The organism is Acidovorax sp. 94, from assembly GCF_003634645.1.
In the GTDB taxonomy this organism is placed as follows: domain Bacteria; phylum Pseudomonadota; class Gammaproteobacteria; order Burkholderiales; family Burkholderiaceae_C; genus Acidovorax; species Acidovorax facilis.
The window spans coordinates 825,840-847,778 of record NZ_RBJA01000001.1; the positions used below are offsets into that span (position 1 = coordinate 825,840).

Here is a 21,939-nt window from a genome sequence, read left to right on the forward strand (position 1 = left end):
CAGGAGACAACGCATGAACAGCCAACTTTCTTCTTTCACCCGCCGCCTGGCCCTCTCGGCCGTGGGCGCCGCCGCCTTCGCATTGGCCGCCCCTGCCATGGCGCAGGCCAACAAGACGGTGGTGGGCGTCGCCATCCCCTCGGCCACGCACGGCTTCACCGGCGGCATCGTGTACTGGGCCAACCAGGCCAAGAAGGACCTGGAAAAGGCCCACCCCGGTCTGCAGGTCATCGTGAAGACGGCAGGCGGCGCGCCGGAGCAGGCCAACCAGCTGCAAGACCTGGTGACGGTGAACAAGATCAACGCCTTGGTCATCTTCCCCTTCGAATCGGCCGCGCTGACCAAGCCCGTGGCCCAGGTCAAGGCCAAGGGTGTGTACGTGACGGTGGTGGACCGCGGCCTGACCGACACCAGCGCGCAGGACGCGTACGTGGCCGGTGACAACACCGCGTTCGGAAAGATTCCGGCCGAGTACATCGCCAAGGCGCTGGGTGGCAAGGGCAACGTGGTGGCCATGCGCGGCATTGCGACCACGCTGGACAACGAGCGCATGGACGCGTTCAACAGCGTGCTGAAGAACCACCCCGGCATCAAGCTGCTGGACGCCAAGTACGCCAACTGGAACCGCGACGACGCCTTCAAGGTGATGCAGGACTACCTGACCCGCTTCCCGCAGATCGACGCCGTGTGGGCGGCCGACGACGACATGGCCGTGGGCGTGCTCAAGGCCATCGAGCAGGCCAAGCGCAAAGACATCAAGCTGGTGTTTGGCGGCGCGGGGGCCAAGGGCATGATCAAGACGCTGATGGACGGTAGCAACCCGCTCATCCAGGCCAACGTGTCGTACAGCCCCAAGTTCATCTACGACTCGATCAAGCTCACGGCCGAGGCGCGCATCAAGGGCGAGAAGCTGCCCGCCAACACCATCATTCCGTCGGTGCTGATCACCAAGGAAACGGCGAAGGATTTTTACTTCCCTGACTCGCCGTTTTGATGGCGTCAATGTGAGGCAAGTTGCCTGATCAGGAACATCCCTCAGATGAGGACATCAGCCCGTGCACCCGCAGCGGCGCTGGGGGTTGACCCCCTCTCCCCTCGCGGGAGAGGGTGGGGGAGAGGGGGGGGCTGCACCCGCGCCGCGCCCGTTTCACTCCCCCCTCTCCCCGGCCCTCTCCCACCAGGGGAGAGGGAGTGAGGGGCGATCTGAGATGTGTGAAAAATCAAGCCAAATTGGCCTCTAGCGCTTATCCAGTAAGCGCTAGCAGCTATTGAAAATATAGCTTATAGCCGCTTCGAACCTGCAACCCAACGTCCCTTGGAGCCACCATGCCAAGACCCGTCACCCTCTTCACCGGCCAGTGGGCCGACCTGCCTTTGGCGCAACTCGCGCCCCTGGCCAAAAGCATGGGCTACGACGGCCTGGAGCTGGCCTGCTGGGGCGACCATTTCAACGTGCAGGAGGCGCTGTCGTCGCCCCTGTACGTCAAGGACAAACACGCATTGCTGGCCCAGCACGGCCTGCAGTGTTTTGCCATCGGTAACCACCTGGTGGGCCAGGCCGTGTGCGATTTGATCGACGAGCGCCACCAGTCCATCCTGCCGCCCCATGTGTGGGGCGATGGCAAGCCCGAGGGTGTGCGCCAGCGCGCTGCTGCCGAGCTGGCAGACACAGCGCGCGCTGCTGCGAAGTTTGGCGTGAAGACCGTGACGGGCTTTACGGGTTCGTCCGTGTGGCATTCGATCTATGCCTTTCCGCCCACCACGCAGGCGTATTGGGACAAGGGTTTTGCCGATTTTGCGAAGCGCTTTGGCCCCATCCTCGATGTGTTCGAGCAGCACGACATCAACTTTGCGCTCGAAGTGCACCCCACCGAGATCGCGTTCGACATCGCATCGGCCGAGCGCGCGATTGCTGCCGTGGGCGGCCACAAGCGCTTCGGCTTCAACTACGACCCGAGCCACCTGGCCTACCAGGGCGTGGACTACGTGAAGTTCATCCGCCAGTTTGCCGACCGCATCTACAACGCCCACATGAAGGACGTGTGGTGGGGCAAGGGCGACGGCACAGTGGGCGTGTTCGGCGGGCACACCAGCTTTGGCGACGCGCGGCGGAACTGGGACTTTCGCAGCGTGGGGCGCGGGATGATCGACTTCGAATCCATCATCGTCGCGCTCAACGACATCGGCTACCAGGGCCCGCTCTCGGTGGAGTGGGAAGACAGCCGCATGGACCGCGTGCACGGCGCCACAGAGAGCGCGGTGTTCTGCAAGCGGCTCGACTTCAAGCCCGCCGTCGGTGCATTCGACGCCGTGTTTGCGCGCGACAAGCAGGCCTAGCCGCACCCCTGCAAAAAACCGATAACAACAACACACAGCGAGCAAAGGCGTTTCGTATGTCCAGTCCCCAAAAGCTCCGCTACGCCATGGTGGGCGGCGGTCATGGCGCCTTCATCGGCGCGGTGCACCGCAAGGCCATGGCGCTCGACGGCCAGTTTGAACTGGTGGCGGGCGCGCTCTCGTCCTCACCCGAGCGGGCGCGCGCATCCGGCGCCGAACTGGGCCTGGCGGACGACCGCAACCACGGCAGCTGGCAGGACCTGCTGGCCGACGAACTGCGCCGCCCGGCGCATGAGCGCATCGACCTGGTGAGCATCGTCACCCCCAACCATGTGCACCACCCGGTGGCGTTGGCGTTTGTGCAGGCGGGCTTCCACGTGGTGTGCGACAAGCCGCTGGTGCACACCCGCGCGCAGGCCGACGAGCTGGTGGCCGCCGTGAAGAAGGCGGGCACCGTGTTCGGCGTGACCTACAACTACACCGGCTACCCGATGGTGCGTGAGGCGCGCCACCTGGTGCACAGCGGTGTGCTGGGCCAGCTCCGCAAGATCACCGTCGAATACAACCAGGGCTGGCTGGCCACCGCAGTGGAAGAGGGCGGCGCCAACAAGCAGGCCGACTGGCGGCTGGACCCGGCGCGCAGCGGCAGCGCAGGCACCCTGGGCGACATCGGATCACACGCCGAAAATCTGGCCGCCACCGTCACCGGCCAGCACCCCGCCTGGGTGTGTGCGGACCTCACCACCTTTGGTGCCGGGCGGCAGCTGGACGACGACGCCCAGCTGCTGCTGCGCTACGACAGCGGCGCACGCGGCTTCATCGTGGCATCGCAGGTGGCAGCGGGGCTGGAGAACGACCTGCGCCTGCAGGTGTCCGGCACGTTGGGCACCATCACCTGGCGGCAGGAAGAGCCCAACCAGCTCGTCCACTCCCCCGTGGACGGCCCGCGCCGCATCCTCACGCGCGGCTCACCCTGGTTGTGCGAATCGGCGCGGCGCGCCGGGCGCATCCCTGCGGGGCACCCCGAGGCGTTCATCGAAGCCTTTGCCAACATCTACCTGGGTGTGGCGGCCGACATCCGCGCGCGTGCCGCTGGCCGCGCGGCCGACCCTTTGGCGGCCGACTATCCGCGCGTGGAAGATGGTGCCGAGGGGGTGCGCTTTATCGAAAAGGTGGTGGAGTCCGCTGCGAGCGAGCGTAAATGGACCGCATTGGCCGACTCGGTTGGCCCGAATGGTTGAATCAGATTGGCCCGCAGCGCTTTTCAGGAAAGCGCAGACAGCTATCTATTTGTGAGCGGTTGACGGGCCGTCTGCAGCCGTTGGTCAGTTGCCTGCCAGCTGAAACCGCTGGTCAAAGTTCATCTTGCCCAGCACACGCAGTGCCGCCGTGCGGGTGGCGTTGTCTACCTTGCTGATGTCCAGGCTGTAGCGCTTGGCGGTGGACACCACGTCCACGCTTTTGGGGCCCCACTGCACCGCGACCAGCAGGGCAGGGCGCTGGCCCGCTTCGGCACCCACCGACACACCGCGCTGCTCGGGCCGCAGCATGAATTCCAGCCGGGGGGTGCGTACCAGGGTGAGGCGGTGGGCGCCCTGTGGGCCCAGCGCGAATGAGACGACCCAGTCGTCTTCGTCTTCCACCGTCAGAAATGGGACATGCTGCGGAGCGGCCATGGTGAGGGTGCTGTGGGTTGACGGGCGGGCGGATGGGCCGCCGTGGTGCGCAGCCCGGGTGCGGGCGGCCGCCAGTATGCCGTTGCAAAAGCTGTGCCGAGGTCGGGAGAACCCGAGGTTGGGCGCATCCAACGCGCTGGTGGCGTTGTCAGGCTGGTGCAAGCTGGTGTGGGGCGGGCTGGCGTTGCGCTGGCTCAGGCTGTCTTGAACGGGCTGCGTTCGTGCAGTTCGCTCAGGTACTCAGCCACCCCGGCGCCTTCGCGCTGCAGGAACCGCTCCACCGCGTCGGCAAAAGCCGGGTGCGCCAGCCAGTGGGCGCTGGTGGCCTGCACGGGCAGCAGGGCGCGGGCCATCTTGTGCTCGCCCTGGGCGCCGCCCTCAAAGCGGATCACGCCGTGCTCGATGCACCACTGCAGTGGCTGGTAGTAGCAGGCTTCGAAGTGCAGGCAGTCCACGCGCTCCAGCGCGCCCCAATACCGGCCGTAGGCCACAATGTTTTGGTCTTTTTGGCTGCCAGCGCTGGATGGTAAAGCGCTGATGGCTATCAAACTGCTAGCAATTGGCTGGCCGTCGCGCTCGGCCACAAACAGCAGCCAGGCCTCGGGCATGTGGGCCGCCATGCGGGCGAAGAAGTCCCGCGTGAGGTAGGGCGGGTTGCCGTGTTCGAGGTAGGTGCGCTCGTAGCAGCGGTAGAAAAAATCCCAGTCGGCTGCGCTGATGTCCGCACCACGCGACCAACGGAAGCTGACCCCGGCATCCGCCACGCGGCGGCGCTCCTGGCGGATCTTCTTGCGTTTGTCATGGGAGAGGCTGGCAAGGAAGTGGTCGAAGTCTTTGAAGGGTTGGCCCGAGCCGCCGCCGGGCAAGGTGCTGTCGGGGGAGGGTGCATCAGACGCAGCGGGGAGCGTGGGGGCAACGTTCTCGCCGCCGCCGGGCCGCCCCAAGGCGGTGAGGGCCCCCTCGGGGGGCAGCGAACCACGCGCAGCGGGGAGCGTGGGGGCCACATTCTTCCAATGAAATTGCACGGTGTGCCGCAGCATCAGGTCTTGCTGCGCACTGGTCAGCACGTCGTCGTCGCTGGCAAACAGGATGTGCACGGACGACACGTTTTCGTCCTCGCACCACTGGCACACCGCCTGCACCAGCAGAGCGCGTGCAGCATCGTCACGGGCCAAAAGGCGGCTGCCCGGCACGGGGGTGAAGGGCACGGCGATCACGGCCTTGGGGTAGTAGGGCACGCCGTGCTGTTCGTAGGCGCTGGCCCAGGCCCAGTCGAACACGTACTCGCCGTAGGAGTGGTTCTTGAGGTACAGCGGGCAGGCGGCAATCAGGGTGTCGCCCTCCCACAGGGTCATGAAGCGCGGCGCCCAGCCGGTGCGTGGGGTGGCGCTGTCGCTGGTCTCCAGGGCGGCCAGGTACTCGTGGCGCATGAAGGGCGTGGGGTGGCTTTGCTGGGCCAGCAGGGTGTTCCAGGCCGCAGCATCCACGTCCAGCGCAGTGGCAAGTACGCGGGCGATAATGGCAGATTCAGCCATGCACGCCCCGGTTTTGTTTTGCAAGCTGCGGGCCCGTGTGGGCGGTGTTCAACCTGGCCGCAGGGGCCGATTCCAGTTCCATGACGCTCTCCATTTGCACTGCGCAGCTCAACTTTGTTGTGGGCGACATGCCCGGCAACGCCCAAAAGATCATTGCGGCGGCCCGCGAGGCGTATGCCCAGGGCGCCCGCTTGTTGCTGACGCCTGAGCTGGCGATTTGCGGCTATGCGGCCGAAGACCTGTTTCTGCGCCCCGCCTTCATTGCGGCCTGTGATGATGCCGTGAAAACCGTGGCCCGCGAGACTGCGGGGTTGAAAGGCCTGGCCATTGTGCTGGGCCACCCGCAGGCCGTGGCGCCCGACGCTCCGGCGTTCAGCGCTTGCTTCAATGCCGCCAGCGTGCTGCGCGATGGGCAGATCGAGCAGACCTATGCCAAGCGCGAACTGCCCAACTACCAGGTGTTTGACGAGCGCCGCTACTTTGTGGCGGGCGACAAGCCTTGCATCTTCGAGGTGGAAGGCGTGCGCGTGGGGGTGCTGGTGTGCGAAGACGCGTGGTTTGCCACCCCTGCACGCGATGCCGCAGCAGCGGGGGCACAAATGCTGGCGGTGATCAATGCATCGCCTTTCCACCTGGGCAAGAGCGCCGAGCGCGAAGCCACCATGCGCGAGCGTGTGGCCGAGACGGGTTTGCCGCTGGTGTACGCGCACCTGGTCGGCGGGCAGGATGAGGTGGTGTTTGAAGGCCGCTCGTTCGCGCTCAACGCCGATGGCTCGGTGGCCTGCAGGGGGCCGGGTTTTGAAGAAAAACTGGTGTTTGCGCAGGTCCATCAAGCGCAAAATGCTATAAAAATTGAAGCAGACGTAGCTCCAGAGAAAAGCCTGGAGGCTGACCTGTGGGATGCCCTGGTGCTGGGCGTGCGCGACTATGTGGGCAAGAACGGCTTCCCTGGCGCGCTGCTCGGGCTGTCGGGGGGCATCGATTCGGCCCTGGTGCTGGCGATTGCCGTGGATGCGCTGGGGGCCGACAAGGTGCGCACGGTGATGATGCCTTCGCCCTACACGGCCGACATCAGCTGGATCGACGCGCGCGACATGGCCGAGCGCCTGGGCGTGCGCTACGACGAGATCTCCATCAAGCCGCAGTTCGAGGCCTTCAAGGCCGCACTGGCCAGCGATTTTGCAGGGCTGCCCGAAGACACGACCGAAGAAAACCTGCAGGCGCGCATCCGGGGCACGCTGCTCATGGCGCTGTCCAACAAGTTCGGCTCCATCGTGCTCACCACGGGTAACAAGAGCGAGATGTCCACGGGCTACTGCACGCTGTACGGTGACATGGCAGGGGGCTTCGCAGTGATCAAGGACGTGGCCAAGACCCGCGTGTTCGACCTGGCCCGCTGGCGCAACGCCAACGACCCGTATGGCACGGGCGCCAGTCCGATCCCAGAGCGCATCATCACGCGCCCGCCCAGCGCCGAGCTGCGGCCCGACCAGAAAGACCAGGACAGCCTGCCGCCCTACGAAGTGCTGGACGCCATCGTGGCGCGCTACATGGAGAACGACGAGCCCATCGAGTCCATCATCGCCAGCGGCTTTGAACGTGCCGATGTGGAGCGTGTCACGCGCCTCATCAAGCTCAACGAGTACAAGCGCCGCCAGGCGCCGGTAGGGATTCGCGTCACGCGCCGCAGCTTTGGCAAGGACTGGCGTTACCCTATCACCAGCAAATTCAGGGCGTGACGCTTCGGCGCTGCGCTTTCAGCCCCCATTTTTTTACATCCTCCAGGAGACCCGCCATGAAAATGATCACCGCCGTCATCAAGCCCTTCAAGCTCGAAGAAGTCCGCGAAGCCCTGGCCGAGTGTGGCGTGACCGGTCTCACCGTGACCGAGGTGAAGGGTTTTGGCCGTCAAAAGGGCCACACCGAGCTGTACCGTGGCGCCGAGTACGTGGTGGACTTCCTGCCCAAGGTCAAGGTCGAGGTTGTCGTGAAAACCGAGGACGTGGACCGCTGCGTGGACGCCATCGTGAATGTGGCCCGCACCGGCAAGATTGGCGACGGCAAGATTTTTGTGACGGCCGTGGAGCGTGTGGTGCGTATCCGTACTGGGGATCTGGACGACGCGGCTGTGTAAGCTCCCCCTGAGTCGCTTCGCGCCTTCCCCCTGAGGGGGATGCCACCAGTGGCCTGGCAAAGCCAGTTCCACGGTGGCACTGGCCTTGCGCTGCGCCAGTTTTTGAAGGCCTTTAGATCACCGAGCGCAGCGGGACGGGCGCTTGGTCGGGGCCGGCGTCTTGCACCAGCGTGCGCAGCAGTGCCTCGGCATCGGTAGAGGCGTGCAGCAGGTCCATCTGCCATTCGCCCATGAAGCCGCTGGCCACGCTGGTCTGCAGAAAGCCCAGCAGGCCATCGTAGTAGCCGGCCACATTGAGCAGGCCCAGGGGCTTGTCGTGGTAGCCCAGCTGGCGCCAGGTCCACACTTCAAACAGTTCTTCAAAGGTGCCGATACCGCCGGGCAGGGCCAAAAAGGCATCGCTGCGCTCGGCCATCATGGCCTTGCGTTCGTGCATGGTCTGCACGATGTGCAGCTCGTCGCATTGGCGGTTGGCCAGCTCTTTATCGACCAGCGCCTGGGGAATCACGCCCACCACGCGCCCGCCCGCAAGCCGAGTGGCTTCGGCCACCGTACCCATGAGGCCGCTGCGGCCGCCGCCATACACCAGCTGGCCGCCGTGCTGGCCAATCCATTGGCCCACCGCTTTGGCAGCGTCGGCAAAGGCCGCGTTCTCGCCAGGTCGCGAGCCGCAATACACACACACGGAAAAAGTCGGTTCAGCCATGGAAAATCCTCTGAAAAACCGCTGCACCCCAGATGCCCGCGCACAGCAGCAAGGCCAGCAGCACGGCAGCGCTGCCCATGTCCTTGGCGCGTTTGGAAAGGTCGTGCCACTCGGGGCCGATGCGGTCGATGGCGGTTTCGATGCCGGTGTTGAGCAGCTCCACGATCATCACGATCACCACCGAGCCTGCCAGCAGCGCGGTTTCTACCCAGCTTTGCCCCAGCCAGAGAGACGCGGGCAGCAGCACCATGGCGGCAATGGCTTCCTGGCGGAATGCCTTTTCGTTCCAGCCTGCGCGAAGGCCTTCGATGGAGTAACCCGCAGCGTGCCAGATGCGGTTCAAGCCCGTGCGGGCCTTCTGGGGGTTGGCAGGCGCGGAGGACTCAGGTGGGGACAGGGGCATGGGGATATTGTGTCGCAGCCGCATGACAGCGGGCGTTGCAGCCCGCGCGCGGGTACTACTTTTTCGGAAGCTCGAAGTGCACCAGGCGCGTGCCTGCCAGGGCGTCGTGCCAGAACTGCCGCTCTGGATGAAAGCGGCTCAGGATGGCCCAGATGGCAACCCAGCCGAACAGCAGCACCAGCACTTCAACGGCCGAGACCCCCAACAGATAGGCTGCCAAGGGCGGCAGGAACCACACCCAGCTCAGCAGGTAGCGCAGCAGCGCACGCGCCTGGGTGATGGGTTGCCCGGCGGTGTCCACCACACGGATGAGCCAGGTCTTTTGAGCCAGGGTCTGGCCTTTGGCCCAGAACCAGGTGAAGTAAATGCCAAACACCACAAACAGAAAGGCCTGCAGGGCGTGCCGATTGTCCAGGGCGTGGCGGGTTTGGCTCAGGGTGCCGAACAGGTAGCCTGCAATGAAGACCACCCCGAACATGAGCATGCCCTCATACAGCCAGCAGGCCATGCGGCGCCACAAATTGGGCGTGGGGCCGAGGGCGGCGGAAGAGGTCTTTGCAGAGAGGGATGCCTGCGGTGCTGGGGCGGGAGGGGTGGCGGTCATTCCAGAGGGCGAAAGCAAGGCGGAGAGTGTCGGCCAGCGACGGGACTACTGAGGATACAGGCCCGAGTTGTCGGGAGTGACCATGGGCGCTGTTGTCGCAGGTGTTTCTGCGGAACCTGCGCCCAGAGGGGGGAGTGCTGCTGGTACTGCCACCGGAATCGAGACGGGGGCAGTCTCGACCACGTTGGAGGCCGGATTTTGCGTGGGCACGCCGGTCGCCGGGGGCGCCGTGGGGGTGACCGGTGCCGCCACACGGGGGGCGCTGTGGTCGAGCACGGGCGGAATCTTCGGTGCGTTGGGGCGGCTGGGGTTGGCCTGCGTGGCCGCAGGAACCTGGGCCAGCTTCTTGGGCGACACGGGGCGCAAGGCCGTGGCGGCGCCCTTGGGCTTGGGGGCGGCACGCGCAGCCAGCGCACGTTTTTCCTCGTCGGATAGCGCCTGGTAGGCCTCCCACTGGGCGCGTTTGTCGTCGCGGGCAAGCCGGTTGGTGACTGCATAGTTCAGCCGGGCCTGGTTGCGCTGCTGTGCGCTCAGGCTGGCCCAGTCTGTCATGCGGTCATGAAATTTGGCCTGTTCTTCTTCAGGAAGCGCCGAGAAATTGGCGGCCAGCGCAAGCCAGCGGCGCTTTTGCGCTTCGCTGATGAGTGCCCAGCGCTCTGCCAGTGGGTACAGCGCCAGTTTCTGGGGCGTGGTCAGGGTTTCCCAGCCCGGGCCGGTCTCGACCTGTGGCACTGCCATGGTGCCAGGCCGGGTGGACGTGCGGGCATTGTTGGGGCTGGCAACCGCAGCTTCAGCCCCCGCAGGCAGCAGGGTGCCGGGTGCCATGCGCATCTGTACCAGCACCTGGCCACCCACCGCTGCGAGCACGCCCAAGAGCGCCAAAGCCAGCACGAAGGCTGGCAGGGCAGGGGAAGCGTCGGGTGAACTTGGGTGCATGCAGTACGCGGTCGGGGGCGGGGCTCAGTTCGACGGGGCAGAGGTTTTGAGGAATTGTACGAAGCCAGGGTCAGCGTAGGCTGCTGGCGGCAAATCGTCGGTCAAAAGGGCTGCATCGACTTCGGCCAGGTCATTGGCGCTGCTTTCGTCCTGGGCAATGTTGATGACCACCAGCCCCACCACCAGTGCCATCAGCGGAACGGCAGACACCAGTGCATTCCACCAGCCGCCACCCTCGTTGCCGCCACGGCCCAGCGTGGCACTGCCACCCGCATGCACCACAACGGGTGCCGCCAGACGCACCGGCACGGTGTCTTTCTTGCGCTTGGCAAGGGCTTGCATGCGCGAGGCGCGCAGCCGTTCGGAAATGTCGTAAGGCAATTCGTCGGTGCCGCTGGACAAGCGCGCCGTGACGCGCAGTGCAAAGCGCTCTGCCGCAGCTTCTGCCTGTGTCGGTGGGGTCTGTACAGTGTTCATGGCTCGATTCCTTTGGCCTTCAGTGCCTTGCTGAGGGTTTGTATGGCACGAAAACAGTGCGTTTTGACGCTGCCTTCGGAGCAGCCCATGGCGGCTGCCGTTTCTGCTACATCCATTTCTTCCCAGTAACGCATCAGGAACGCTTCCCGTTGACGTGGGGGCAGCTCGGCAATCTCGGCTTCGATCCCGTGAAAGATCTGCGCCCGCCGGGTCAGATCCTCGGCGCTCTCAGCCCGTTCCCCATTTTCCGGGCCTGAATACGCTTCAAGCAGATCAAAATCCATGCCATCTTCGCCGGGACCTTCAAAGTCGCTCATGCTCGAAAACAGTGCATTGCGGGTTTTCTGGCGGCGAAACCAGTCTAGCGTGCAGTTGGAAAGTATGCGCTGGTAGAGCATGGGCAGCTCAGCCGCCGGCTTGTCACCATAGTGCTCTGCCAGCTTGAGCATGCTGTCCTGCACGATGTCGAGCGCCGCTTCCTCATTGCGAACGTGGTAGACCGAGCGCTTGAATGCGCGCTTTTCTACACTTTTGAGGAAGTCGGAGAGTTCTCGTTCGGTTGCCAAGACGGGTCAGCCCGGGAGGGGATCGGTGCCGGTGAGTTCACAAAAATGTGGCTATCCGGCACGTGGAGCCTTTGATTATCGCATCCGCCGGGGTTTTTTTCGGGGGATGGCAGTTTTACATGTGTTGCAGTGCGATAATCGCCACTGCAATTCAAAGGCAAACGGGTCACGGTCCGGCGCGGCAATCATCCCGCCCATGTCCTTGGCCTCAAGTTCCAAGCTGGCTTCACAAGAGCGCGTGCAAGGAGCACCCAAGGTTTTTCGTCAGAGAAATTCACAAAGGTTGATCGATCATGGAAATCTCCAAGGCTGAAATCTCTTCAGCGGCCGCTGCTTCGCAGGGCAACACTCCCTCCGCTTCCGCTGCTCAGGACCTCATGGGTTCCGAGATCCTCATCAAGTCGCTTCAGGCTGAGAACGTCCAGTACATCTGGGGCTATCCCGGCGGTGCAGTTCTCTACATCTACGACGCGCTCTACAAACAAGACACTATCCAGCACGTGCTGGTGCGCCATGAGCAGGCTGCCGTGCATGCTGCTGACGGCTACGCACGTGCCACGGGTGAAGTGGGCGTTGCACTGGTCACATCCGGTCCAGGTCTCACCAACGCAGTGACCGGTATCGCTACGGCGTACATGGACAGCATCCCGATGGTGATCATTTCCGGCCAGGTGCCCACGCCCGCTATCGGGCTGGATGCCTTCCAGGAGTGCGACACGGTCGGTATTACCCGCCCCATCGTCAAACACAATTTCCTCGTCAAGGACCCGCGCGATCTGGCCATGACGATGAAGAAGGCCTTCCACATTGCCCGCACCGGCCGTCCCGGCCCCGTGGTGGTGGATGTGCCCAAGGACGTGTCCTTCAAGAAGGTGCCGTACAGCGGCTATCCACAAAGCGTGGAAATGCGCTCGTACAACCCTGTGCGCAAGGGCCATGGTGGTCAGATTCGCAAGGCGCTGCAACTCCTGCTGGCGGCCAAGCGTCCCTACATCTACACCGGCGGTGGCGTGCTGCTGGGCAATGCCACCAATGAGTTGCGCACGCTGGTGGACATGCTGGGCTACCCGGTCACCAACACGCTGATGGGCCTGGGTGCATACCCCGCATCGGACCGCAAGTTCCTGGGCATGCTGGGCATGCACGGCACCATCGAGGCCAACAACGCCATGCAGAACTGCGACGTGCTGCTGGCTGTGGGCGCGCGTTTTGATGACCGCGTGATCGGCAACCCCAAGCACTTTGCGCAGAACGACCGCAAGATCATCCACGTTGATATTGACCCGTCGAGCATTTCCAAGCGCGTGAAGGTCGATATCCCGATCGTCGGCGACGTCAAGGACGTGCTCACCGAGCTGATCTCCATGATCCGCGAGAGCAGCACGCGCCCTGACTCGGGTGCTCTGGCCGCCTGGTGGGACACCATTGAAGGCTGGCGCAAGCGCGACTGCCTCAAGTACAGCATGGGCAGCCCAGACGTCATCAAGCCCCAGTACGTGGTCGAAACGCTGTGGAACATGACCAAGGACGCGGACACCTACATCACGTCCGACGTGGGCCAGCACCAGATGTGGGCCGCGCAGTACTACCGCTTTGACGAGCCACGCCGCTGGATCAACTCTGGCGGCCTGGGCACCATGGGCGTGGGCATCCCGTACGCCATGGGCATCAAGCTGGCAAAGCCGCAGTCCGAGGTGTTCTGTATCACTGGCGAAGGCTCGGTGCAGATGAACATCCAGGAGCTGTCCACCTGCCTGCAGTACAACACGCCGATCAAGATCTGCTCGCTGAACAACCGCTACCTGGGCATGGTGCGGCAGTGGCAAGAGATCGAATACTCCGGCCGCTACAGCCACAGCTACATGGACGCGCTGCCCAACTTCGTGAAGCTGGCAGAGGCGTACGGCCATGTGGGCATGTTGATCGAGAGCCCCAAGGACGTAGAGCCTGCTCTGCGTGAAGCCCGCAAGCTCAAGGACCGCACCGTGTTCATGGACTTCCGCACCGACCCCACCGAGAACGTGTTCCCGATGGTCCAGGCCGGCAAGGGCATTACCGAGATGCTGCTGGGGTCGGAAGATCTTTAAGCCAAATCGGCCTCCAGCGCTTGTTCATCAAGCGCTACCAGCTATCGAATAGATAGCATTCACTTTTTTGACGAATCTATTGCCTGCCAAGCCTGTGCATTACCGTGCACGGGGGAGGGCAGCGAAAAGAGGAATCTGCACCTATGAAACACATCATTGCCGTTCTGCTGGAAAACGAACCCGGTGCGCTGTCGCGCGTTGTAGGCCTGTTTTCTGCCCGTGGTTACAACATCGAATCGCTCACCGTGGCGCCCACTGAGGATCCATCGCTCTCGCGCATGACGATCCAGACCACGGGCTCCGACGATGTGATCGAACAGATCACCAAGCACCTGAACCGCCTCATTGAGGTCGTGAAGGTGGTGGATCTCACCGAAGGTGCCTACACCGAGCGCGAGCTCATGATGGTGAAGGTGCGCGCGGTGGGCAAGGAGCGCGAGGAGATGAAGCGCATGGCCGACATCTTCCGTGGTCGCATCATCGACGTGACCGAGAAGAGCTACACGATTGAGCTGACCGGCGACCAGTCGAAGAACGACGCTTTTCTGCAGGCCATTGACCGCACCGCCATCTTGGAAACCGTACGTACGGGTGCCAGTGGCATCGGCCGCGGCGAGCGCATCTTGCGCGTGTAAGACAATTCACCCCGTTTTTCCCATTTCAACCCCCAACAACGCATTTCAACCGGAGCGACCCATGAAAGTTTTCTACGACAAAGACACCGACCTGAGCCTGATCAAAGGCAAGACCGTGGCCATCATCGGCTACGGCTCGCAGGGCCATGCCCACGCACAAAACCTGAACGACAGTGGCGTGAAGGTAGTGGTCGGCCTGCGCAAGGGCGGTGCATCGTGGGACAAGGTCGGCAAGGCTGGCCTGACGGTTCTGGAAGTCAACGACGCCGTCAAATCTGCTGACGTGGTCATGATCCTGCTGCCTGACGAAGACATCGCAGCCGTCTACAAGAACAACGTCGAGCCCAACATCAAGCAAGGCGCCTCGCTGGCCTTCGCCCACGGCTTCAACGTGCACTACAACCAGGTCGTGCCCCGCGCTGACCTGGACGTTTGGATGGTGGCGCCCAAGGCCCCTGGCCACACCGTGCGCAACACCTACACCCAAGGCGGCGGCGTGCCCCACCTGGTCGCTGTGCACCAGGACAAGTCCGGCAAGGCCCGTGACCTGGCCCTGAGCTACGCAGCTGCCAACGGCGGCGGCAAGGCCGGCATCATCGAGACCAACTTCAAGGAAGAAACCGAGACCGACCTGTTCGGCGAACAAGCCGTGTTGTGCGGCGGTGCCGTCGAGCTGATCAAGATGGGTTACGAAACCCTGGTTGAAGCTGGCTACGCCCCTGAAATGGCCTACTTCGAGTGCCTGCACGAGCTCAAGCTCATCGTGGACCTGATCTACGAAGGTGGCATTGCCAACATGAACTACTCGATCTCGAACAACGCCGAGTACGGCGAGTACGTGACCGGCCCCGAAGTGATCAACGAGCAGTCGCGCGCCGCCATGCGCAATGCCTTGAAGCGCATCCAGAACGGCGACTACGCCAAGATGTTCATCCAGGAAGGCCGTCTGAACTACCCATCGATGACAGCCCGTCGCCGCAACACGGCCGACCACAGCATCGAAAAGGTAGGCGGCCAACTGCGCGCCATGATGCCTTGGATCGCCAAGAACAAGCTGGTCGATCAGACCCGCAACTGATTCTCCATCGCTGGAGCATCACGAGGCCACTTCGGTGGCCTTTTTCGTTGGCGGTCGGTCCTGTTGGCAGGCGCTACACTGCGACCTTCGCCTTGATGGCGCGCGGCGATCTGTCTGTGCAGCGGGAGTTGCCGGATACTATAAATTTAATAGCTGCTCACGCAATATGGGCAAGCGCTGGAGGTCAATTTAATGCATGACGGCAATGAATCCACCGACAACCCCGGTGTGATGGTGCGCAAACGGCGCAAGGGCATCTACATCCTGCCCAACCTGTTCACGCTGGCGGCATTGTTTGGGGGCTTCTATTCGATCGTGATGGCCATGAATGGCCGTTTCGACATGGCGGCCGTGGGCGTTTTTTGTGCGATGGTGCTCGACAGTCTTGATGGCCGGGTAGCGCGCATGACCAATACCCAGAGCGCGTTTGGCGAGCAGATGGATTCGCTCTCCGACATGGTGTCCTTTGGAGCGGCGCCTGCCCTGATCGCCTATGAGTGGTCCCTCCAGGGGCTGGGCCGCTGGGGCTGGATTGCCGCATTTGTGTACTGCGCCTGTGCCGCGCTTCGCCTGGCGCGCTTCAATGTGAATACCGGCGTGGTGGACAAGCGCTATTTTCAGGGGCTGCCTTCGCCAGCCGCTGCAGCTTTGGTGGCGGGGTTCATCTGGCTGATGACCGAGCTGGGCGTGCATCCTGGTGAAGACCACTGGCTGACCTGGAGTCAGACGACCTGGATCATGTTCGCATTCACGCTGTACGCGGGGCTCACCATGGTGACCAATGTGCCGTTCTACAGCTTCAAGGATGTGCAGATGAAAAAGAGCGTGCCTTTTGCAGCCATTGTGTTGATCGCGCTGGGCATTGCCATCATCAACATCCACCCGCCCATCGTGCTGTTTGGTGTGTTCGTGTTCTACGGCCTGAGCGGTTACGGCGTGTACGCCTGGCGCAAGGCCAAAGGACAGCACAGCAGCGTGATCAGCACCTCGACGGACGAACCGGACGAACGTGGACTGCACAAGTGATTGGAATGATGTCTGGCCAGTTGTGCTACATTGCACCGCATGAATTCGTTTGCACTGGCTCTACTGCTACCTCCCTACGGGCGGAGACAGTAGGCGCACGCGCACACTTTTTCCACAAAGGCCCGTATGCACCCGCAACGGGCCTTTTGTTTTGGGCGCCAGATTTTTAGTGTTGCGGGCCAATTCCACCCCACCAGTATCAGGAGAAACAACATGGCTGACAAACTCATCATTTTCGACACGACCTTGCGCGATGGCGAGCAGTCCCCCGGCGCCTCGATGACCAAGGATGAGAAGCTGCGCATTGCCCGCCAGCTGGAGCGCCTGAAGGTGGACGTGATCGAAGCCGGTTTTGCGGCCAGCTCGAACGGAGATTTCGAGGCGGTGCAGGCGATAGCCAATGCCATCAGGGAGTCCACCATCTGCTCGCTGTCGCGCGCCAATGACCGCGACATTTCCCGCGCAGCAGAAGCGCTTGCAGGGGCGAACAGCGCGCGCATCCATACGTTCATTGCCACCAGCCCGCTGCACATGGAAAAGAAGCTGCGCATGACGCCAGAGCAAGTGCTGGAGCAGGCCAAGCAGTCGGTGCGTTTTGCGCGCAACCTGGTGGGAGATATTGAGTTCAGCCCCGAAGATGGCTACCGCAGCGACCCAGACTTCCTGTGCCGCGTGCTCGAAGCTGTGATCGCCGAGGGTGCCACGACCATCAATGTGCCCGACACCGTGGGCTATGCCATCCCCGAGCTGTACGGCAACTTCATCAAGACCCTGCGCGAGCGCATTCCCAACAGCGACAAGGCCATCTGGTCCGTGCACTGCCACAACGACCTCGGCATGGCCGTGGCCAATTCGCTGGCTGGTGTGAAGATTGGCGGCGCGCGCCAAGTGGAATGCACGATCAATGGACTGGGCGAGCGGGCAGGGAATTGCTCGCTGGAAGAGGTGGTGATGGCGGTCAAGACCCGCCGCGACTATTTCAACCTCGATCTCAACATTGATACCCAGCACATCGTTGCGGCCAGCCGAATGGTCAGTCAGACCACGGGGTTCGTGGTGCAGCCGAACAAGGCCGTGGTGGGGGCCAATGCCTTTGCGCACGCCAGTGGTATCCACCAGGATGGCGTGCTCAAGGCGCGCGATACCTACGAAATCATGCGTGCCGAGGATGTGGGCTGGAGCGCCAACAAGATCGTGTTGGGCAAGCTCAGCGGCCGCAACGCCTTCAAGCAGCGCCTTCAGGAACTGGGTGTGAGCCTGGACAGTGAAACCGAAGTCAACACCGCTTTCACGCGTTTCAAGGAACTGGCCGATCGCAAGAGCGAGATTTTTGACGAGGACATCCTGGCACTGGTGAGTGATGAGAGCGTGACTAGTGAAAGGGAGCAATATGGCTTTGTCTCTCTGTTCCAGCAGAGCGAAACGGGTGAGCACCCCCGGGCACGCATCGTCTTTACGGTAGATGGCCAGGAGGTGCGGGGCGAGTCCGAAGGAAACGGCCCTGTGGATGCTTCACTCAAGGCCATCGAATCGCATGTGAAGAGTGGTGCGGAGATGGTGCTGTACTCGGTGAATGCCATCAGCGGCTCGACAGAGAGTCAAGGCGAGGTCACCGTGCGCCTGCAGAACAGTGGCCGCGTGGTCAACGGCGTGGGAGCAGACCCCGATATCGTGGTCGCTTCGGCCAAGGCCTATCTGAGTGCGCTGAACAAGTTACAAAGTAAAGCTGACCGGGTGGCTGCACAGGGTTGAATGATCAATTTATAATTTCATTCACTTTCTTGGAAAGTCGCGCAAGGTATTGATCTTGCGCGACTTTTTTTGATTCTGTACACTGCTCAACACTTATTACCGTTTGGAGCACTTTGATGCACCATCGCCACCGCGCCGCAGTGACCCGTTTTTTCCAGCTTTTGGGCTTTGTCGTCGTCAGTACGGCGCTGGTTGTGCCGATTGCGCACTCAGGTGAGCGCTCCAAGGCGCCAGCCAAAAAGCAGCAAGCCAGTTCGGCCAATGCCAAGCGCGCTGCTCCGGCCCGCAAGGTCGCTACCAATACCCGGGCCGTGCGTGTCACGGCCAAGACCGCCAAGGCGCCGACCCGTGTGGCCTTTGTGCCTGCCAAGCAGTCGTTCGGGCAAATGGCGGGGCTGCATGAGGTGAGTGATCCGCTGGACCTGAAGTCCAGCGTCGCACTCGTCATCGACCAGGACACACATGAAGTCCTACTCAGCAAGAATGATCAGGCCGTGCTTCCCATTGCGTCCCTGACCAAGCTCATGACGGGCTTGCTGATTTCCCAGGCCAAGCTGCCGATGGATGAGCCCGTTACGATCACTCAGGATGACGTTGATACCGAAAAAGGCAGCCGCTCGCGCCTGACCGTGGGCTCTACGTTGACCCGGGGCGAGATGCTGCACCTGGCGCTCATGTCCAGCGAGAACCGCGCAGCGCATGCGCTGGGTCGTACGTACCCTGGTGGCCTCGAAGCGTTTGTTGTGCAGATGAATGTCAAGGCCCGCCTGCTCGGCATGACCGATACCCGTTATGTTGAGCCAACCGGCCTTTCCAGCCGCAACCAGTCCAGTGCACGTGACCTGGCTACCCTGGTGAATGTGGCGCATGGTGATCCCCTGCTGCGCGAACTGTCCACGTCACCGGGATATGAGGTGGCAGTGGGTCCCAAAACATTGCAGTACAACAACACCAATGGGCTGGTAAAAAACCCCACCTGGGACATTGGCCTCCAGAAAACCGGCTACATCTCGGAAGCAGGGCGCTGCCTGGTGATGCAAACCCAGATCGCTGGGCGCAAGCTCATCATGGTGTTTCTGGACTCGGCGGGCAAATTCAGCCGCCTGGGTGATGCTGAGCGTGTGCGCCATTGGGTGGAGTCGATGCCGTCATTGACGGCGCCTTTGCAGGCCCGTGCAGGGTCCAATGGGTGAGGCAGCTAATCCTGTAGCTTGTACATCCTTCCCTGGTGCGCCAAGCATTTGGTGCTGGTAGCGTCGGCGGGATTTCGTGCCGACTGCCTTGTGCGCTGATTTGATGGATCCACCGGCCGACCGGGCATCACTGCCCGAGTCGGTTTTTTTTCAAGGATCAGGCCCGGCTGCGGCTGCGGCTGCGGCTGCGGTAGCTGTTGTGTCCCGAGGCTCAGCGAAGTCCCGGACGCAAACCCGCATCACCGGATGCCGACGCTTCCATGCTGGGTGTGTGACCCAGAGCCAGAGAAATTTCGTTGGCCGTGGCTTGGAGCTTGGGAAGCCATCCTTCGTCCAGTCGATCAGCGGGTGCTGATATGGACAGTCCGGCTACCAGCTTGCCTTGGTCATCGTAGACGCCAGCGGCCATGCAGCGCACGCCCAGTTCCAGCTCTTCGTTGTCGCGGGCAATACCGTACTGGCGTGCTTTGGCGAGTTCGCGCTCCAGGATGGGCAATTGGGTGATGCTGTTGCGGGTGTGTCCGGCCAGACCGGTTCGGGTGGCGTAGGCCCGCACGCGCTGGGGGTCGTCCAGGGCCAGAAAGAGCTTGCCTGTGGAGGTAAGGTGCAGAGGGGCCCGTCCGCCAATGGCGCGCACCACCTGCATGCCGGAGCGTTCACTGTAGGCACGTTCGACATACACAATCTCGTCGCCCTGGCGCATGCTCAGATTGACGGGCTGCTGGATCAGCTTGTGAAGATTGCGCATCGGGGTCAGGGCGGCATCGCGCACGCTCAGGCGCGCTTTTACGAGGTTGCCCAGTTCCAGCAGGCGCATGCCCAGTCGGTAGCTGCCCGATTCTGGCCGATCCACGAAACGGCCAATCGTGAGGTCGTTCAGGATGCGGTGCGTGGTGGACGGGTGCAGCCCTGTTTTCTCGCTGATTTCCTTGAGAGATATCGCCTCTTCGCGTGACGCCAGAACATCGATCAGCGTAAACATGCGCTCAAGCACCTGAACGCTGGGTTTGACGGGGATGCTGGGATCGTTTTTTTTCATGGACGGCGATGCAGTGACGGCCGCAGCATTTTATCTTGTGAAATGCGAGCCTGCATTCACGCGCTCTGATTCGCGCCTGGGCTGGAGCGATGCCACTGGCCATCGGTCCGGATCTCGTGGGGGTGAAAGCGCGCCTTGTAGTTCATCTTGGGGCTGGCCTCGATCCAGTAGCCCAGGTACACATGGGGCAACTCCAGGGAGCGTGCCTGGGCAATCTGCCACATCACGTTGTAGGTGCCGTAGCTGCAATGTGGCTCGGGTTCGTAGAAGGTGTAGACCGCCGAAAGCCCGTCGTCGAGCACGTCGAGGATGGACACCATCTTGAGCGCGCCGGGCTCTCCTGTTATGCCATCTGTTTCGCGGAACTCCACCAGACGTGAATTCACCCGGCTTTGCAGCAGAAACTGCGTGTATTGGTCGATGCTGTCATGGTCCATGCCGCCGCCCGCATGGCGGCCGTTCTGGTAGCGCAGGTACAGCTGATAGTGCTCGGGTACAAAACACAGGCGCAATACCCGCGCCTGCAGATTGCCGTGCCGCACGGTAGCGCGCCGCTGGCTCCGATCCGGCTGAAACTCGTTCACCAGCACGCGCAAGGGGGTGCAGGCCTGGCAGCCATCGCAATAGGGGCGGTAAGTGAACATGCCACTGCGGCGAAACCCCTTGGCCACGAGATCGGAATACACATCGCTCTGGATCAGGTGGCTGGGCGTGGCGACCTGCGACCGTGCCTGCCTGTCCGGCAGATAACTGCAGGGGTAAGGGGCTGTCGCGTAGAACTGCAGGGTCTGCAGTGGTAGGTCATTGAGTTGCGTCATGCCGTGGGCGCCGTGGAGGGCAGCAGCTCGTTCCAGTATACGGGTTCAAACGACCACGAGAGGGCGGGCTGGTCCAGTGCGTTTTGTATGTGAGACAGGAACTGGGCTCGCGAGATTTCGTGGGCTCCCAATGAGGCCAGGTGCCGGGTGTTCTGTTGGCAATCAATCATTGCCACACCCTGGCGGCGGCACAAGGCCACCAGGGCTGCAAGCGCGATTTTCGATGCATCGGTAGCGTGGGCGAACATCGATTCACCGAACACTGCCTGCCCCAGTGCGACGCAATACAGGCCGCCTGCCAGTTTTCCATCGATCCAGGTTTCAACGCTATGAGCACTGCCCGCTGCATGGAGGCGGGTGTAGGCTTCAACCATCTCGGGCACGATCCAGGTGCCAGCCTGCCCGTCGCGCTCCTTGGTAGCGCAGGCCGTGATCACTTCCAGGAAGTTGTGGTCTATGCGGATCTCGCAGGCTGTATTCGCTCGGAATGCCTGCAGGGTCCTGCGAAGCGAGCGATGGAGTCGGAAGTTCGCCACGGGCAAGACCATGCGTGGATCGGGAGCCCACCACAGGATGGGTTGCCCCGGGCCGTACCAGGGGAAAGTGCCCTGGGCATACGCCGCTCGCAGATGCGCTACATCCAGCGTGCCACCGGCAGCCAGGAGTCCGGGGGCGGGGTCGTCGGGTCCCCATGCTTTCGCAGGGTCGGGTAGCGGATCTTCAAGCTCCAGCCAAGGCAGTTGCGGGGGCATGGGGTTGCAATACAAATAGGACTTGCGCAAATCGGGGTGCAACGGCCGCCTCGCCTTGGGATGAGCCGCTTGGCTGGGCCAGTTTTGCGCAAGTCATGACAAAGAACTGTATTGTCAGGCAGGCACAGGGGTGGTGGATTTTCTTGAGGCGTATGAATGAAAAAGCCCACCATGCGTGAACATGG

The 21,939-nt window shown here is 62.6% G+C and carries 22 protein-coding genes; 11 read left to right on the forward strand and 11 right to left on the reverse strand.

What is annotated here, in order from left to right; translation table 11 throughout:
* Window positions 1-13: 13 nt before the first annotated feature.
* From C8C94_RS03930 to C8C94_RS03940, 3 genes are all read left to right on the forward strand, one after another.
* Window positions 14-994, forward strand: a complete 981-nt coding sequence (locus C8C94_RS03930; protein WP_121419798.1) for a substrate-binding domain-containing protein — start codon at window positions 14-16, stop codon at window positions 992-994.
* Between the two features lie 332 nt (window positions 995-1,326).
* Window positions 1,327-2,337 carry a sugar phosphate isomerase/epimerase gene (locus C8C94_RS03935; protein WP_121419799.1) on the forward strand — a complete coding sequence of 337 codons (1,011 nt, stop codon included), beginning with the start codon at window positions 1,327-1,329 and terminating at the stop codon, window positions 2,335-2,337.
* A 56-nt stretch (window positions 2,338-2,393) separates the two neighbouring features.
* A complete protein-coding gene (locus C8C94_RS03940) occupies window positions 2,394-3,578 on the forward strand; it encodes a Gfo/Idh/MocA family protein (protein ID WP_121419800.1) in 1,185 nt (394 codons plus the stop codon).
* Window positions 3,579-3,662: 84 nt separating this feature from the next.
* Here the strand turns inward: C8C94_RS03940 and C8C94_RS03945 are convergent, their stop codons facing one another.
* Window positions 3,663-4,175: a hypothetical protein gene (locus C8C94_RS03945; RefSeq protein ID WP_228894848.1), complete on the reverse strand. Its 513-nt coding sequence runs from the start codon at window positions 4,173-4,175 to the stop codon at window positions 3,663-3,665.
* Between the two features lie 32 nt (window positions 4,176-4,207).
* The gene (locus C8C94_RS03950) at window positions 4,208-5,548 is read right to left on the reverse strand and encodes a GNAT family N-acetyltransferase (protein WP_121419801.1); all 1,341 of its coding nucleotides are present in this window, start codon (window positions 5,546-5,548) and stop codon (window positions 4,208-4,210) included.
* A gap of 80 nt (window positions 5,549-5,628) precedes the next feature.
* On the opposite strand from C8C94_RS03950, the gene C8C94_RS03955 reads away from it, so the two are divergent.
* Together C8C94_RS03955 and C8C94_RS03960 are read left to right on the forward strand one after the other, a co-directional pair.
* Complete coding sequence (locus C8C94_RS03955; RefSeq protein ID WP_121422683.1) at window positions 5,629-7,287, forward strand: NAD+ synthase; 1,659 nt, start codon at window positions 5,629-5,631, stop codon at window positions 7,285-7,287.
* 56 nt (window positions 7,288-7,343) lie between these two features.
* A complete protein-coding gene (locus C8C94_RS03960; RefSeq protein ID WP_007857855.1) occupies window positions 7,344-7,682 on the forward strand; it encodes a P-II family nitrogen regulator in 339 nt (112 codons plus the stop codon).
* A gap of 112 nt (window positions 7,683-7,794) precedes the next feature.
* Here the strand turns inward: C8C94_RS03960 and C8C94_RS03965 are convergent, their stop codons facing one another.
* From C8C94_RS03965 to C8C94_RS03990, 6 genes are read right to left on the reverse strand one after another with little or no spacing between them, the layout of a single operon-like run.
* Window positions 7,795-8,388: a TIGR00730 family Rossman fold protein gene (locus C8C94_RS03965; RefSeq protein WP_121419802.1), complete on the reverse strand. Its 594-nt coding sequence runs from the start codon at window positions 8,386-8,388 to the stop codon at window positions 7,795-7,797.
* Complete coding sequence (locus tag C8C94_RS03970) at window positions 8,381-8,791, reverse strand: diacylglycerol kinase (RefSeq protein ID WP_055393766.1); 411 nt, start codon at window positions 8,789-8,791, stop codon at window positions 8,381-8,383. Before C8C94_RS03970 ends, C8C94_RS03965 begins: the two co-directional genes overlap by 8 nt.
* A 55-nt stretch (window positions 8,792-8,846) precedes the next feature.
* Window positions 8,847-9,395: an RDD family protein gene (locus C8C94_RS03975; protein ID WP_121419803.1), complete on the reverse strand. Its 549-nt coding sequence runs from the start codon at window positions 9,393-9,395 to the stop codon at window positions 8,847-8,849.
* 45 nt (window positions 9,396-9,440) lie between these two features.
* Window positions 9,441-10,331, reverse strand: a complete 891-nt coding sequence (locus tag C8C94_RS03980; protein ID WP_121419804.1) for a DUF3106 domain-containing protein — start codon at window positions 10,329-10,331, stop codon at window positions 9,441-9,443.
* Between the two features lie 24 nt (window positions 10,332-10,355).
* The gene (locus C8C94_RS03985; protein WP_121419805.1) at window positions 10,356-10,808 is read right to left on the reverse strand and encodes a DUF3619 family protein; all 453 of its coding nucleotides are present in this window, start codon (window positions 10,806-10,808) and stop codon (window positions 10,356-10,358) included.
* On the reverse strand, window positions 10,805-11,374 hold the full coding sequence (locus C8C94_RS03990; protein WP_121419806.1) for an RNA polymerase sigma factor: 570 nt from the start codon (window positions 11,372-11,374) through the stop codon (window positions 10,805-10,807). The genes C8C94_RS03985 and C8C94_RS03990 overlap by 4 nt, the downstream gene beginning before the upstream one ends.
* Window positions 11,375-11,667: 293 nt before the next feature.
* Here C8C94_RS03990 and C8C94_RS03995 point away from each other — a divergent pair, with 293 nt between their 5' ends.
* The 6 genes from C8C94_RS03995 to pbpG all read left to right on the forward strand — a co-directional run bounded on the left by C8C94_RS03995 (window position 11,668) and on the right by pbpG (window position 19,145).
* Window positions 11,668-13,461: an acetolactate synthase 3 catalytic subunit gene (locus C8C94_RS03995; RefSeq protein WP_121419807.1), complete on the forward strand. Its 1,794-nt coding sequence runs from the start codon at window positions 11,668-11,670 to the stop codon at window positions 13,459-13,461.
* 143 nt (window positions 13,462-13,604) lie between these two features.
* Window positions 13,605-14,096 (forward strand): acetolactate synthase small subunit, encoded by a 492-nt coding sequence (ilvN, locus tag C8C94_RS04000; RefSeq protein ID WP_007857867.1) that lies wholly within the window; start codon window positions 13,605-13,607, stop codon window positions 14,094-14,096.
* 61 nt (window positions 14,097-14,157) lie between these two features.
* Window positions 14,158-15,174 carry a ketol-acid reductoisomerase gene (gene ilvC / locus C8C94_RS04005; RefSeq protein ID WP_055393779.1) on the forward strand — a complete coding sequence of 339 codons (1,017 nt, stop codon included), beginning with the start codon at window positions 14,158-14,160 and terminating at the stop codon, window positions 15,172-15,174.
* Window positions 15,175-15,366: 192 nt separating this feature from the next.
* Window positions 15,367-16,200, forward strand: coding sequence for a CDP-diacylglycerol--serine O-phosphatidyltransferase (gene pssA / locus C8C94_RS04010; RefSeq protein ID WP_055393781.1), 834 nt, complete (start codon window positions 15,367-15,369; stop codon window positions 16,198-16,200).
* A 213-nt stretch (window positions 16,201-16,413) separates the two neighbouring features.
* On the forward strand, window positions 16,414-17,952 hold the full coding sequence (locus C8C94_RS04015; RefSeq protein WP_121419808.1) for a 2-isopropylmalate synthase: 1,539 nt from the start codon (window positions 16,414-16,416) through the stop codon (window positions 17,950-17,952).
* A 116-nt stretch (window positions 17,953-18,068) separates the two neighbouring features.
* Window positions 18,069-19,145: a D-alanyl-D-alanine endopeptidase gene (gene pbpG / locus C8C94_RS04020; protein ID WP_121419809.1), complete on the forward strand. Its 1,077-nt coding sequence runs from the start codon at window positions 18,069-18,071 to the stop codon at window positions 19,143-19,145.
* Window positions 19,146-19,356: 211 nt separating this feature from the next.
* Here pbpG and C8C94_RS04025 read toward each other — a convergent pair whose 3' ends face one another.
* From C8C94_RS04025 to aat, 3 genes are read right to left on the reverse strand one after another with little or no spacing between them, the layout of a single operon-like run.
* A complete protein-coding gene (locus C8C94_RS04025) occupies window positions 19,357-20,184 on the reverse strand; it encodes an IclR family transcriptional regulator (protein WP_055393786.1) in 828 nt (275 codons plus the stop codon).
* Between the two features lie 56 nt (window positions 20,185-20,240).
* Window positions 20,241-21,002 carry an arginyltransferase gene (locus C8C94_RS04030; RefSeq protein ID WP_121419810.1) on the reverse strand — a complete coding sequence of 254 codons (762 nt, stop codon included), beginning with the start codon at window positions 21,000-21,002 and terminating at the stop codon, window positions 20,241-20,243.
* Window positions 20,999-21,754 carry a leucyl/phenylalanyl-tRNA--protein transferase gene (gene aat / locus C8C94_RS04035; protein ID WP_121419811.1) on the reverse strand — a complete coding sequence of 252 codons (756 nt, stop codon included), beginning with the start codon at window positions 21,752-21,754 and terminating at the stop codon, window positions 20,999-21,001. The genes C8C94_RS04030 and aat overlap by 4 nt, the downstream gene beginning before the upstream one ends.
* Window positions 21,755-21,939 lie beyond the last annotated feature (185 nt).